At 71.8% G+C, this 14,179-nt stretch carries 9 protein-coding genes; 8 read left to right on the forward strand and 1 reads right to left on the reverse strand.

Going from position 1 to position 14,179, the window contains the following annotated elements; translation table 11 throughout:
• Positions 1-29 precede the first annotated feature (29 nt).
• Entirely contained in the window at positions 30-842 is an 813-nt protein-coding gene (locus tag ABZ354_RS02980; RefSeq protein WP_358652312.1) for a hypothetical protein, read from the reverse strand.
• 340 nt (positions 843-1,182) lie between these two features.
• Between ABZ354_RS02980 and ABZ354_RS02985 the strand changes: the two genes are divergently transcribed.
• The 8 genes from ABZ354_RS02985 to ABZ354_RS03020 all read left to right on the forward strand — a co-directional run bounded on the left by ABZ354_RS02985 (position 1,183) and on the right by ABZ354_RS03020 (position 14,130).
• Positions 1,183-2,289 (forward strand): hypothetical protein, encoded by a 1,107-nt coding sequence (locus ABZ354_RS02985; protein ID WP_358652314.1) that lies wholly within the window; start codon positions 1,183-1,185, stop codon positions 2,287-2,289.
• A 48-nt stretch (positions 2,290-2,337) separates the two neighbouring features.
• Positions 2,338-3,129 carry a TIGR03936 family radical SAM-associated protein gene (locus ABZ354_RS02990; RefSeq protein ID WP_358652316.1) on the forward strand — a complete coding sequence of 264 codons (792 nt, stop codon included), beginning with the start codon at positions 2,338-2,340 and terminating at the stop codon, positions 3,127-3,129.
• A gap of 246 nt (positions 3,130-3,375) precedes the next feature.
• Positions 3,376-7,488, forward strand: a complete 4,113-nt coding sequence (locus ABZ354_RS02995) for an Rne/Rng family ribonuclease (protein WP_358652318.1) — start codon at positions 3,376-3,378, stop codon at positions 7,486-7,488.
• A gap of 303 nt (positions 7,489-7,791) precedes the next feature.
• Complete coding sequence (rplU, locus tag ABZ354_RS03000; RefSeq protein WP_004931419.1) at positions 7,792-8,112, forward strand: 50S ribosomal protein L21; 321 nt, start codon at positions 7,792-7,794, stop codon at positions 8,110-8,112.
• A 14-nt stretch (positions 8,113-8,126) separates the two neighbouring features.
• Positions 8,127-8,381, forward strand: a complete 255-nt coding sequence (gene rpmA / locus ABZ354_RS03005) for a 50S ribosomal protein L27 (RefSeq protein WP_358652320.1) — start codon at positions 8,127-8,129, stop codon at positions 8,379-8,381.
• A gap of 131 nt (positions 8,382-8,512) precedes the next feature.
• Positions 8,513-9,949, forward strand: coding sequence for a GTPase ObgE (obgE, locus tag ABZ354_RS03010; protein WP_358652322.1), 1,437 nt, complete (start codon positions 8,513-8,515; stop codon positions 9,947-9,949).
• Positions 9,950-10,212: 263 nt separating this feature from the next.
• A complete protein-coding gene (locus tag ABZ354_RS03015) occupies positions 10,213-11,649 on the forward strand; it encodes an FG-GAP-like repeat-containing protein (RefSeq protein WP_358652324.1) in 1,437 nt (478 codons plus the stop codon).
• 981 nt (positions 11,650-12,630) lie between these two features.
• Positions 12,631-14,130: a bifunctional cytidylyltransferase/SDR family oxidoreductase gene (locus ABZ354_RS03020; protein ID WP_358652325.1), complete on the forward strand. Its 1,500-nt coding sequence runs from the start codon at positions 12,631-12,633 to the stop codon at positions 14,128-14,130.
• Positions 14,131-14,179: the final 49 nt, after the last annotated feature.

Here is a 14,179-nt window from a genome sequence, read left to right on the forward strand (position 1 = left end):
CGCCCCGTTCGGGGTGCGGTCCGGCGGCTTCAGTCCGGGTACTGGTCCGGGGGCTGTACGGGCATCGCGGGCCGCTCGTCGGGGCGCTGTCGGTGGCGTGGTGCGGATCGGCGGGGCGGTCGGGTCAGGGTGATCTGGCGGACGAGTTGCTGGAAGCACGTCACCGCGGCGATTCCCGGCAGCGAGGCGACGGCCGTGCCGGCGACCGTCCGGGGCGCCTGAAGGACGCAGAGCAGCACCGCGACGGAGGAGAACAGCAGGACGACGAACCACGAGTGCACGGCGCGGCGCTGCAGCAGCGCGGCGCGCAGGACGGACAGGGACCCCGCGGTCCAGGGCCCGTACACCAGCAGGGGCCACCACCCGGACGCGCCGCCCGCGTGGTGCGCCGTGGTGACGAGGAGCAGCGGCTCGTAGGTGACCATGCAGCTGAAGACGCCGACCATGGAGACGGTGACGGCTGCCAGGACCGCCATGACGTAACTGGCGACTCGCACCACGTCCGGGCGTTTTCGCATGGTGTGTTTCCGGTGGTCCGGCCGGCCCTTGCGCAGGGGAGGCCGTTCCTCGGTGTCGTCCTGGAGGTTATGCGGAGGGCTGCCTGTGGGAACAGTGGTGACCGGTGCCTCCGCGCGGGGGTACGGCACACCCGCGCCGTATTCCTTGTTGTGAGCCTCCTGGAGCAGGTAGGCCAGTTCTTCGGCGGGGTCCCAGACGGGGAAGGACGGTTCCACCGGTTCCGTGTACACGCCGGTGACCCGGGGTCTGTCGGCGCCGGTCTCGTCGTAGGAATCCGACAGGTCGGCGGTGTACCAGAGATGGTCGAAGCGTTCGTCATTCATGCCGACGCGGACTCCCACTGCTGAATGGTGTGAAAAGAATCCGGACGGCGCGGTACGGTGACGTGCGATGCAGAAACGCTGTTTTCGCTGAGGCCCGCATCAGTAGGCCCAGGTGGGCTCGCCTTCGTCATATATGCACTAACGCTGCCTCGTTCACTTGGATGCGCGGCATTCGGGTGAACGGTTGCACAGAGAATTTCTTTGGGAAAGAGATTCCATGTGCTGATAGGCAACTCGGGAATTCATATTTTCGTCTGTTCTGTACCTGTGAGGCGCGCGGTCGGGCGAGGGGTTTGCGCGGGGCGGGAGCCGGACGGGCCGCCGACGCGTCTACAACGGTATGGATCTGGAGAAGCCGGGAGCACCGGCGGGCGACGGCTGTCTCGTCGCGGCGGTCCGCATCCCGGTGCGGATCGTGGTGCTCGTCCTGGTCGTGCCGGTGCGGATGGTGTGGGACGTCCTGGTCGTCTGCGGGCGGTTCCTGAACGACGCCGTGCTGCGCCCCGTCGGACGGGCACTGCTGTGGCTGGGGAGGGCGGTGTTCGTGTGGCCCCTCGTCGCGCTGTGGCGGTATGTCGCCGTGCCGGCGGGGCGCGCACTCGCCTGGCTCGCGAGGGCACTCGTCGCCGTGCCCGCGGTGTGGCTGTACCGGCATCTGCTCACACCCCTCGGGCAGGGGCTCGTACGGCTGCTCCGGGGTGTGGCGGCCGGGCTCGCGTGGATGGACGCACGCGTGCTGACGCCTTTCGGGCGGGCGCTCGTGTGGCTGCTCAAGGGTGCCGGCGCCGTGCTCGCCGTGCTCGTGGCCGGGATCGTCGGCGCCCTGGCCCGGCTCGTGCGGTATCTCGTCGTCGTGCCCGCGCTGTGGCTGTACAGGTGGGTGCTCGCCCCCGTCGGCCGCACCGTCGTGTGGTGCGTGAGCGCTCTGGTGTGGTGCGTGGGGCGCATCCTCGCGGGAATCGGGTTCTGCCTGTACGGGATCACCCGGGTGCTGCTCGTGCTGCCCGCCCTCGCCCTGTGGCGCTGGATCCTCGCACCCGTCGGACGCTTCCTCGCCCTGGTAGGGCGAGAGATCCTGGACGCGCTCGGGCATGCCTGGCGGATCGCCGGACGGATCTCCCTCGCCGTCGGCCGCTTCTTCGCGGCCGTCTTCCGTCGGATCGTCGTCGAGCCGGTGCGCTGGGTGTACCGCTCGCTCCTCACCCCACTGGGCCACGCCGTACGGGACGCGGTCCTGCGGCCCGCGGCGGCCGCCGCACGACAGGTGGGACGAACCGCCCGGCAGGTTCTCGCCGCGGCCCGCGACTCCGCGCGCCAGACCCGCGCCGACCTGCGCCGCGCGCTCTTCGGCGCGCCCCTGCACACCCCGCCGACGGACGGCCGGGAACTGTCCGGGCCCGGCGCACGTACTCTTGGTAGCAGTACGACCGCTCTCACGAAGGACTGAACGACACTGGGCAAGCGACAGCCCGAAGGCCCGCCGCCCGCACCCGCGGTGCAGCGCATCCGACTGCGATACACCAAGCGCGGCCGCCTCCGGTTCACCAGCCACCGTGACTTCCAGCGCGCCTTCGAGCGTGCGTTGCGCCGTGCCGAGGTACCGATGGCGTACTCGGCGGGGTTCACGCCGCACCCGAAGGTGTCGTACGCCAATGCCGCACCCACCGGCACGGGCAGTGAGGGGGAGTACCTGGAGATCGCGCTCACCGAGCGTCGGGATCCGGAGAAGCTGCGCGTCCTCCTCGACGAGTCGCTGCCCACCGGGCTCGACGTCGTCGAGGCGGTCGAGGCCCGGACCTCGGGGCTCGCCGACCGGCTGACGGGCTCCGTGTGGGAGCTGCGGCTGGACGGCGTGGACCCGGCCGACGCCGCCCGCGCGGTCAAGGCGTTCAACGGCGCCGAGACCGTCGAGGTGCAGCGCCTGACCAAGAACGGCGTGCGCACGTTCGACGCCAGGTCCGCGGTCGCGAGCCTGGAGAGCGTGGAAACGCACAGTTCACCGGCTGATAGGCCGAGTGACCGGCCCTGTGCGATACTGCGGCTGGTTGTTCGGCACGTGACGCCTGCCGTTCGACCCGACGACGTCCTGTCCGGTCTTCGCGCCGTGGCCGACCTGGCGCCGCCGGTCCCCGCAGCGGTGACCAGGCTGGCGCAGGGGCTGTTCGATGAAGAGACCGGCACGGTGACCGACCCGCTCGCGCCCGACCGCGAGGCAGCAGCGACCGAGCCCCACGAGGCCGCCGCCACTGCCGCCGCGACGGCGCCGACGCCGGAAGGTTCCGCGTAAGGACGGACGTCGAAAGCGCCGCCCTCGAACTCGGGAGCCACCTGGGTCGGGCAGCGCACCGACACAGAAGACTTTCGCCAGGCCGTGCGCATTCGGCGTACGGAACCGGCGAGACAGGACACAGAGAGCTCCCGAGCGGCGCCCGCGCCCCGGACGGCGGCACACGCGCATGGCGCGAGCCGCGGACGTCACCGGTATCGCCGGACCAGGCGCGGCGCCCGGGAGCCTGACGGGAGAAACGCCCGCATGCTCGAGCCGACCGAACCCATCGAGGGTTCCGAACCCGACAACACCCCCAGCGACACCCTGCCGCCGCGCCGTCGGCGCCGTGCCGCGTCCCGCCCGGCGGGTCCGCCCGCCGGCGCCTCCGACACCCCGGCGGAGACCGTGGCCCCGGCCATACCGGCCGCCGTCGAGGAAGAGACCGCGGCGGTCGACGAGAGCGACGAGGTCGCCGAGGCCGCGGGGGACACCGCCCAGGAGCCTCAGGCACCGGAAGCCGCGGAAACCGCTGCGGTCGCCGAGGCCGCCTCCGGTGGCCGTCCGCGTCGCCGTGCCGTGCGCCGGGCCTCCGCGCCCGCCGGCTCACCGGCCGCCGCCGAAGTGGCCGAGACCGTCGTACCGGCCGCGCCCTCCGTGGAGGCCGAGGACGGCGCGCCCGTGACGCAGAGCGCCGACACCGGCGCCGGCCGGATCAGTGACGGCGCCGAGGAGAGCGAGGAGAGCGCCGAGGAGGCGGCTCCGCGTCGTACCCGGCGCCGCGCCACGCGCCGGGTGTCCGCGCCCGCCGGGGCGCCCGAGACCACGGAGGCGCCGGTGACCGCTGGTGACGAGAGCACGACGGATGCGACGACCGGCGGTGCGGCGGAAGCCACCGGTGCCGACGAGTCCACCGGCAAGGCCCTGAAGGGCGAGAAGGCGGCCCGGAAGTCACGCCGCGGTGGCCGCGCCGCGAAGGCCGAGGCCGTGGAGGCGGCAGGCGAGACGGCCGCCGCCGAGGAGCAGCAGGCGCCCGCCGCCGAGACCGCTGACGCCGAGGCCCCTGCCCCCGCTGCCGCCGAGACGGCTGCCTCCGGGGCCTCCGCCGACGCGGAGGAGGCCGCCGCCCCGCGTCGCAGGCGTCGCGTCGTCCGCAAGGCCGCCGCCGGTTTCGCCGCGCCGCAGGCCGAGCCCACCGCGTCGGTGCCCGCATCCGCGTCGGCATCGACGTCGTCGCCCGAGTCCGGCCCGGCGTCCGGCGAGGCCGAGCCGCGTCGTCGCCGTCCGGCGCGTCCCGCGGTCGCCGTGTTCCAGCCGCCGGTGTTCACCGAGCCGCAGTTCCAGACGGCCGAGCGTGCCGCGGCCGAAGCCGCCGCCGAGGCGAACGGGAGCGAGGAGCCCGCGGAGGCCGAGGAGACGGACGAGGCCGAGGCGTTCCAGGAGGAGCAGCCCGCCGCGTCGCGTCGCAGGCGCCGCCGTCGCGGCGCGGCCGCCGAGGAGACCGAGAACCGGGCCACGGAGAGCCGGGTCGCCGAGACCCCTGCCGCCGAGGACGAGTCCGAGGACACCGACGAGTCGGCCGAGGACCACGCCGACGGCGAGGATTCCGAGGAGACCGGCTCGCGCCGCCGCCGTCGCCGGGGCGGCCGCCGCCGTCGCCGCGGCGAGTCCGCCGACAGCGAGTTCTCCGAGTCCGGCGAGGGCGCCGACGCCGAGGACACGGTCGCGCAGGACGCCGACGACACCGCCGAGCAGGCCGAAGAGGACGCCGAGGAGTCCGACGCCGAGTCCTCCGGCGGCCGCGACGACCAGAGCGGTTCCAGCAGCAGCCGTCGCCGGCGCCGCAGGAGGCGTCGCGCCGGGGACGGTGGAGGCGACGTCGACGTCACCTCCGACGACCCCGAGCGCACCGTCGTCAAGGTCCGCGAGCCCCGCAAGGCCGCCGAGCCGTCCGACGAGGTGCAGTCCATCAAGGGCTCCACGCGTCTGGAGGCGAAGAAGCAGCGCCGCCGCGAGGGCCGCGAGCAGGGCCGCCGCCGCGTGCCGATCATCACCGAGGCAGAATTCCTGGCCCGGCGCGAGGCCGTCGAGCGCGTGATGGTCGTCCGCCAGCACGGCGACCGCACGCAGATCGGCGTCCTCGAGGACAACGTGCTCGTCGAGCACTACGTCAACAAGGAGCAGTCGACGTCGTACGTCGGCAACGTCTACCTCGGCAAGGTGCAGAACGTCCTGCCGTCGATGGAGGCCGCCTTCATCGACGTCGGCAAGGGCCGCAACGCCGTGCTGTACGCGGGCGAGGTCAACTTCGAGGCGCTCGGCATGTCGGGCGGCCCGCGCCGCATCGAGTCCGCGCTCAAGTCCGGCCAGTCCGTGCTCGTGCAGGTCACCAAGGACCCCATCGGTCACAAGGGCGCCCGCCTCACCAGCCAGGTCTCCCTGCCGGGCCGCTACCTCGTGTACGTGCCCGAGGGCTCGATGACCGGCATCAGCCGCAAGCTGCCCGACACCGAGCGTGCCCGGCTGAAGACGATCCTCAAGAAGATCGTCCCCGAGGACGCGGGCGTCATCGTGCGCACCGCCGCCGAGGGCGCGAGCGAGGACGAGCTGCGCCGCGACGTCGAGCGGCTCCAGGCGCAGTGGGAGGACATCAAGAAGAAGGCCAGGAGCGGCAACGCCCCCACGCTGCTCTACGGCGAGCCGGACATGACCGTCCGCGTCGTCCGCGACATCTTCAACGAGGACTTCTCCAAGGTCGTCGTCAGCGGCGACGAGGCCTGGTCGACCATCCACGGGTACGTGTCGCACGTCGCGCCCGACCTTGCGGACCGCCTCTCCAAGTGGACCTCCGAGGTCGACGTCTTCGCCACGTACCGGATCGACGAGCAGCTCGCCAAGGCGCTGGACCGGAAGGTCTGGCTGCCCAGCGGCGGTTCGCTGGTGATCGACCGGACCGAGGCGATGGTCGTCATCGACGTCAACACCGGCAAGTTCACCGGCCAGGGCGGCAACCTCGAGGAGACGGTCACCAGGAACAACCTGGAGGCGGCCGAGGAGATCGTGCGCCAGCTCCGGCTGCGCGACCTCGGCGGGATCATCGTCATCGACTTCATCGACATGGTGCTGGAGTCCAACCGGGACCTGGTGCTGCGCCGCCTCCTGGAGTGCCTGGGCCGGGACCGTACGAAGCACCAGGTCGCCGAGGTGACCTCGCTGGGACTCGTCCAGATGACCCGCAAGCGGGTCGGTCAGGGCCTGCTGGAGTCGTTCTCCGAGACCTGCGTGCACTGCAACGGCCGCGGTGTCATCGTCCACCTCGACCAGCCGAGCGCGAGCGGGGGCGGCGGCAAGCGCAAGAAGCGCTCGCGGGCCGGTGCCGAGCAGCCGCACGAGCACGAGGCCGCCGCCGTGGAGACCGCCGAGGAGGAGGCGGAGAGCGAGGCCGAGGTCGTCGCCGAGGCCGCCGAGCCGGTGGCGCTTCCCGAGCCGGACTTCACGCCGGACGAGGAGCTGTACAGCAGCGTCGCCGAGGCGGAGGCCGCGGCCGGCCGGGGTCGTTCGCGCCGCCGGGCGAGCCGCAGGGCGTCCGCCCCGGCGGGCGCGCCGCGCGGCGAGTCGGTCCGCACCGAGCCCGCCCCCGAACCGGTGAGGGCAAAGGCGCCGACCGCGCAGGACGTGACCGCCGCGGAGGCGGCCGAGCGTCCGGTGCAGCCGGAGTCGGCCGCCGAGGCGCTGGCCGAGCCCGCGGCCGTCGAGGACGCCGTCTCCGGCGCCCCGCAGCAGGCCGAGTCCCGGCCCGCCGACGACGCCGCGCCCAAGGGCCGTACGCGCCGCCGCGCGACCCGGAAGGCCACCGCGCCGGCCGGTTCGCCCGCGGGCGCCGAGGCCTCCGTGGTGACGGTGTCCGAGCCGGCCCCGGTGTCCGAGCCGCAGACGGAGACGGAGCCCGTCGCGGCGGAGCCCGAGGTGCCCGCGGAGAGCGCCGCCCCGGCCCGTCCGAGGCGCCGTGCCGTACGCAAGCCCACGACGCCCACCGCGTCCGAGGAGACGGCCGTCGTGGTCGTCCCGTCGACGCCGGCGGGGGAGCCCGCCGAGGCGCCTGTCGAGGGTGAGGGCCCGACCGCCGTCGAGGGTGAGGCCGTCGTCGAGGGTGACGACGCCCCTGCCAAGAAGGCGGCCCGCAAGGTCGCCAAGAAGGCGACGGCGAAGAAGGCCGCCACCAAGAAGACCGCGGCCAAGAAGACGGCCGCGAAGAAGACGACGGCCAAGAAGGCGGCGACGAAGACCACCAAGTCGCCCGCCAAGAAGGCGGCGTCGAAGAAGACCGCGGCGGCCGAGCAGCAGGCGCCGTCCTCGGTCACCGCCTCCACGGAGGACTGACACGGCGGACCGGCCGGGCCGGTCCTCGGCCTTCGGCCCTGGACCGGCCCGGCACCGCTGGGCCCCGGCCTGATAGGCGTGAGCGCGGGATCCCGATCACCCCGGGACCCGCGCTTTCTGTCGAGGGGCCCAATTTGACCCCTCAGGCCGGTCACCGTAGCCTGGACCGTCGGCGTGTCCATGTGTACGCCACATCCCCGTAAACCTCTTCCTCCCAGTCACAGGGTTGGCCGGGAGAGGCCGTCCGTTGTCGGGCAGCTGGACTTCGGGGGTGCCGTTCCCGAGCGAGAGAGTGAGATCCGCGTGTACGCCATCGTGCGCAGCGGTGGTCGCCAGCACAAGGTTGCTGTCGGCGACATCGTTGAGGTTGACAAGATTTCCACCGCCAAGGTTGGCGACACGGTCGAGCTCTCGACCCTGCTCGTTGTCGACGGCGACGCTGTGACCAGCGACCCGTGGGTGCTGGCCGGCATCAAGGTCCAGGCCGAGGTCGTGGACCACCACAAGGGCCAGAAGATCGACATTCTGCGCTACAAGAACAAGACCGGCTACCGCCGTCGTCAGGGCCACCGCCAGCAGTACACGGCGATCAAGGTCACTGAGATCCCCGCGGCTGCGAAGTAAGGGACTGAGGAGAGATGGCACACAAGAAGGGCGCATCGTCCACCCGTAACGGTCGCGACTCCAACGCTCAGCGCCTCGGCGTGAAGCGCTTCGGCGGTCAGGTCGTCAACGCGGGCGAGATCCTGGTCCGCCAGCGCGGCACCCACTTCCACCCGGGCGCGGGCGTCGGCCGTGGCGGCGACGACACGCTGTTCGCGCTGCAGGCCGGTGCGGTGGAGTTCGGCACCAGCCGCGGTCGCAAGGTCGTGAACATCGTTCCGGTCGGCTGACCGGAAGCTTTCGCGAGGCGGACCTCACCTCCCTCCGGGGAAGTGGGTCCGCCTTTCGCGTGTTGCGCAGAAGCGCAGCACCCTAGAGACACTCACGTAAGACTTCGCGTACGTAACTGGAGGCACATCCCATGACCACCTTCGTGGACCGCGTCGAGCTGCATGTCGCCGCGGGTAGCGGAGGCCACGGCTGTGCCTCCGTCCACCGTGAGAAGTTCAAGCCGCTCGGCGGACCGGACGGCGGCAACGGCGGCCGGGGCGGCGACGTGATCCTGAGCGTGGACCAGTCCGTCACGACGCTGCTGGACTACCACCACTCCCCGCACCGCAAGGCCACCAACGGCAAGCCCGGCGAGGGCGGCAACCGGTCCGGCAAGGACGGTCAGGACCTGATCCTGCCGGTTCCGGACGGCACGGTCGTCCTCGACAGGGCGGGCAACGTCCTCGCGGACCTCGTCGGCCACGGCACCTCGTACGTCGCCGCGCAGGGCGGCAGGGGCGGCCTCGGCAACGCCGCGCTGGCCTCCGCGCGCCGCAAGGCGCCGGGCTTCGCGCTGCTCGGTGAGCCCGGGGACCTCCAGGACATCGTGCTGGAGCTGAAGACCGTCGCCGACGTGGCCCTCGTCGGCTACCCGAGCGCGGGCAAGTCGTCGCTGATCTCGGTGCTGAGCGCCGCCAAGCCGAAGATCGCCGACTACCCGTTCACGACGCTCGTACCGAACCTCGGCGTGGTGACCGCCGGCTCGACCGTCTACACGATCGCCGACGTGCCGGGGCTCATCCCGGGCGCCAGCCAGGGCAAGGGCCTGGGCCTGGAGTTTCTGCGGCACGTCGAGCGGTGCAGCGTCCTCGTGCACGTCCTGGACACCGCCACCCTGGAGTCCGACCGCGACCCGGTCTCCGACCTCGACATCATCGAGGAGGAACTGCGGCAGTACGGCGGCCTCGACAAGCGGCCCCGGATCGTCGTACTGAACAAGATCGACGTGCCGGACGGCAAGGATCTCGCCGAGATGGTGCGGCCCGACCTGGAGGCCCGCGGCTACCGTGTCTTCGAGGCGTCGGCCGTGGCGCACATCGGGCTCAGGGAGCTGTCGTTCGCGCTCGGCGACCTGGTCGGCAAGGCGCGCGCCGCGAAGCCGAAGGAGGAGGCGACGCGCATCGTCATCCGGCCCAAGGCCGTGGACGACACCGGCTTCACGGTGACCCTCGAGGACGACGGACTGTTCCGGGTGCGCGGCGAGAAGCCCGAACGCTGGGTCCGCCAGACCGACTTCAACAACGACGAGGCCGTCGGCTACCTCGCCGACCGCCTCAACCGGCTCGGCGTCGAGGACGCCCTGCTCAAGGCCGGTGCCCGCACCGGCGACGGCGTCGCGATCGGCCCCGAGGACAACGCGGTCGTCTTCGACTGGGAGCCGACCGTCATGGCCGGCGCCGAGATGCTCGGACGGCGCGGCGAGGACCACCGGCTGGACGCGGCCCGGCCCGCGGCGCAGCGGCGTCGCGACCGGCAGGCGGAGCGGGACGAGGCGGACCAGGAGTTCGACGGCTTCGAGCCGTTCTGACAGACGCCGGCGGCCGGGCCGGCGGCCGGGCCCCGGGGGTTGAGGGCCGGGATGCGCGTGGCCGTGTGAAGGGCGGGGGAAGTCCCGGCATGCCGCCGGGCAACCCTCTGGCCCGCCGGCGAGTCGTACTGGGCGGTCCGGAGATGCACGTTCCGGGCTCAACCGCCGTCCAGTGTCCCGGAGTCGACGTGTCCCTGTCGCCGCAGTCCCGCCACGCCCCGCGTCCGCGGGGGTCCGTACGGCCGAGAGGACGGCGTGCTTCGGTGGTGGCCGTCGGGCTGCTCGCCGCGCTGGGCGCCGCGACCCCCGCCGCACAGGCGGGGCCCGCCACGACCGCCGGACTGCACGACGACTTCAACGGTGACGGCTACGCCGACCTCGCGGTCGCGGCGCCCACCGCCACCGTCTCGGGTCGGCAGGGCGCCGGTTTCGTCGCCGTGCTGTACGGCTCGGCGAACGGCCTGAACACCACGACGAAGCAGGTGTTCAGCCAGAGCACGGCGGGCGTGCCCGGCGGCGCCGAGACCGACGACGAGTTCGGCAGCGCCCTGACCACCGCCGACGTCGACCGGGACGGCTACGCGGACCTCGTCGTCGGCGTGGCCCGCGAAGACACCGAAGAGGGCACCGACGCCGGCCTGATCGAGGTCGTCTGGGGCGGACCGGAGGGCCTGTCCGGCGCGACGACGCTCGCCAGGGGCCGGGAGTACGACGGTCTCGGCGCCCACGGCCGCCTCACGGCCGGGGACGTCGACGGCGACGGCGCCCCCGACGTGGCCGTCGTTCAGAACGCGCACGATCTGCGCCTGCTGAAGGGCCCGTTCGGGCGGGACGGCGCGGCGAGCGGCGAGCAGATCGTCCGCGACGAGTTCGACAGCCGCATCCTCGACCTGGCTTCCGGCGACGTGAACGGTGACGGCGTCACGGACCTCGCGGCCACGGAGAACGACGGCGACGAGTACGACGCCCGGCGCGTCGTGTACTGGCAGGGCCGCCCGGACGGTCTCGCGGCGCACGTCGTGGTGCGCGGCGCCGACGGCCGCCGGTTCCAGGGCGAGAACCTTGCCCTGGGCGACGTGAACGGCGACGGACGCGACGACATCGTGGCCGGCCGCGCCGTCGACGGCTACGACAGCGACCTCGACACCCCGCTCGCCAAGGGCGGCATGATCAGCTGGATCCCGGGCTCCGCGTCCGGCCCCGACGGCACCCGCGCCAAGCTCCTCAACCAGGACAGCGCGGGCGTGCCCGGCACGGCGGAGACCGACGACGCCTTCGGCACGGACGTCCAGGTCGCGGACGTGACGGGCGACGGTCTCGCGGACATCGTCACCGGCGTGTACGGCGAGGACCTGGGCGACATCATGAACGCGGGCGCGGTCGTCGTCCTGCGCGGCAGCGCCACGGGCCCGGGCAGCACCGGCGCCCAGACGGTCACGCAGGACACCGCGAACGTCCCGGGCTCGGCCGAGCGCAACGACTATTTCGGCCGGTCCCTGCACCTCGCCGACGCCAACGGCGACGGGTTCGCGGATCTCGCCGTGGGCGCACCGGGTGAGAACGCCGACGCCGGGTCGGTGTGGTACTTCCGGTCCGGACCGACGACGGTGGTCACGCCGAACGCGACGACCGTGTTCGGCCACTCGGTGCTCGGCACGACGGGCACGAACGCCCGGCTCGGCCTGGGCTTCGCGTACTGAGCCCGTACCGGGCCCGTGCTGTCGGCAGTACGGGGTTCAGAGCCGAGCCGGCACCGAGCCGGCCGGTACCGAGCCGGCACCCAGCCGGTACGGAGCAGGCGGGTACCGAGCCGTACCCGGCCCGCGCCGAGCCAGTGCGCGGCCCCCGTCCCCGTCCGCCTCTCGACGGACTCGTGGGCTCGGCCGCGTCGGTCCCCCACCACGAGGAGCTCCTCTTGTCATCTGTCTGTCATGCACGTGCACCCCGGTGTGCGGCCGGTGGACCGCCCGGACGCGTGACGTCGGGGGATCCAAGAGGCCCGCGGGTCAGGGGGGTTCGCCGATGACCGGGGCCGGATCGCCCGGACGGCGCCGCTTCCTGGCGGCCGCGGCGTGCTCGTCGGCGCCGCCACATCGCTTCTCGCTGCCCGTTTCCGGCGTGTTCTCCTTGGCCGAGACTGAATTGCCGCAGCACCGGAACGAGCAATTCCGCGGCAAAGACCCTTCGGGCGTTCCGTATTCACAGCGTGGACGGCAGTGCGGTCATAAGGATGAAGAACAGCTGAGAATCCGCTGCGGAGGCGTGAGGATTCCCCCACCCGCCCGGCTCGATGTTCCTGCTCAGAGGCGGTGTGGAACGCTCGGTGCGATGCGGCGGGCGCCCCGCCCGGCACACGGAGCGACGAAAGGCGCGTACGGTTCGTCGGGCCGCGTCGAAGGAGCCCGTGAATGCGTCGAAGTACTGCTGTCCTACGAAACTACCGCGGCAGTGCCGAGTCGACACGGCGTCACCCAGTGCGACAGGCCTACTCCTGTGGAGTTACTCACAGCATTTTCCCGGAGGTGGCTACGCCCGTTCACGGAGAAAACTCGGCATCATCAGGAGTGCGAGGTGAATGGCAGATGGCACGCACATTTGCAGCGAAGGACAGTCACCTTGCATTGCGGTAACCACAAGTGGGACCATTTCCAGGTTCCCTGTCGTCCCAAGGTAGGTCACCTGTGTCCCAGCACATAGCCAAGCCCCGTACCACCGCAGTGATCCTGGCGGGCGGTACCGGTCAGCGCGTGGGTCTTTCGATTCCCAAGCAGTTGCTGAAGATCGCCGGCAAGGCAGTCATCGAGCACACCCTGACCACCTTCGAGAAGGCCGACTCGATCGACGACGTCATCGTGCTGATGACGCCGGGCTACGTGCCCGATGTCGAGAAGATCGTCGCCAAGGCCGGATTCCGAAAGGTCTCCCGTGTCATCGAGGGCGGCGCCTCACGGAACGAGACCACCGAGCGTGCCATCTCGGCGCTGCGCGAGGGCCTCGGCGAGGGCGAGGACCTCAACGTCCTCTTCCACGACGCCGTGCGCCCGCTGCTGTCGCAGCGCGTCATCGACGACTGCGTCGCCGCGCTGGACCGCTACCAGGCCGTCGACGTCGCCATCCCGTCCGCGGACACCATCATCGTCACGCGTACGCACGGCGAGGACGGCGAGTTCATCACCGAGATCCCCGACCGCGCCCGGCTGCGCCGCGGCCAGACGCCGCAGGCCTTCAAGCTGTCCACGATCCGCCGCGCCTACGAGGTCGCCGCCGGCGACCCCAACTTCCAGGCCACGGACGACTGCAGCGTCGTACTCCGGTACCTGCCCGACGTGCCGATCCACGTCGTCGCGGGTGACGAGTACAACATGAAGGTCACCCAGCCCGTCGACGTCTTCATCGCCGACAAGCTGTTCCAGCTGGCCTCCACGGCGACGCCCGAGCAGAACGGCGAGGAGGCCTACCGCGAGCTGCTCACCGGCAAGACCCTGGTCGTCTTCGGCGGCTCCTACGGCATCGGCAAGGACATCGCCGAACTCGCCGGCTCCTACGGCGCCACGGTCTACGCGCTGGGCCGCTCCACCACCGGCACCCACGTGGAGAACCCGGAGGAGGTCGACGACGCGCTGTCCAAGGCGTACTCCGAGACCGGCCGCGTCGACTTCGTCGTCAACACCGCGGGCGTGCTGCGCATCGGCAAACTGGCCGAGACCGACAACGCCACCATCGAGGAGGCATTGAAGGTCAATTACCTGGCCCCGGTGCAGATCGCCCGCTCGTCCTACAAATACCTGGCCGAGACCAAGGGTCAGTTGCTGCTGTACACCTCCAGCAGTTACACGCGGGGCCGCGCCGAATACAGCCTGTATTCCTCGACCAAGGCCGCCATGGTGAACCTCACTCAGGCGCTTTCGGACGAGTGGGCCGGCGACGGCGTCCGGGTGAACTGCGTGAATCCCGAGCGCACGGCCACGCCGATGCGCACCAAGGCCTTCGGCCAGGAGCCCCAAGGAAGTCTGCTGTCCTCCGAGGCCGTGGCGCGGACGTCGCTCGACGTGCTGCTGTCCGAGCTGACCGGGCACGTGATCGACGTTCGCCAGCAGGACCCCACGGCGGCGGCGGGCAAGGCCTCGGGATTCGAACAGGCCCTGGCCAGCGTTCTTGACCGTCAGGACGGCGTGGCATAATCAACTCCTCATAGCCTTCTGATATTCAGGCCTCTGTGGCTGCTCGTTC

The sequence above is a fragment of the Streptomyces sp. NPDC005925 genome (genome assembly GCF_040638805.1).
Lineage (GTDB): Bacteria > Actinomycetota > Actinomycetes > Streptomycetales > Streptomycetaceae > Streptomyces.

Excerpts from the sequence above, each read along its gene's own strand:
- ABZ354_RS02995 (WP_358652318.1), top strand. The coding sequence starts at position 3,376 with ATGCTCGAGCCGACCGAACCCATCGAGGGTTCCGAACCCGACAACACC.
- obgE (WP_358652322.1), top strand. The coding sequence starts at position 8,513 with ATGACCACCTTCGTGGACCGCGTCGAGCTGCATGTCGCCGCGGGTAGC.
- ABZ354_RS02985 (WP_358652314.1), top strand. The coding sequence starts at position 1,183 with ATGGATCTGGAGAAGCCGGGAGCACCGGCGGGCGACGGCTGTCTCGTC.
- ABZ354_RS02980 (WP_358652312.1), bottom strand. The coding sequence starts at position 842 with ATGAATGACGAACGCTTCGACCATCTCTGGTACACCGCCGACCTGTCG.
- rpmA (WP_358652320.1), top strand. The coding sequence starts at position 8,127 with ATGGCACACAAGAAGGGCGCATCGTCCACCCGTAACGGTCGCGACTCC.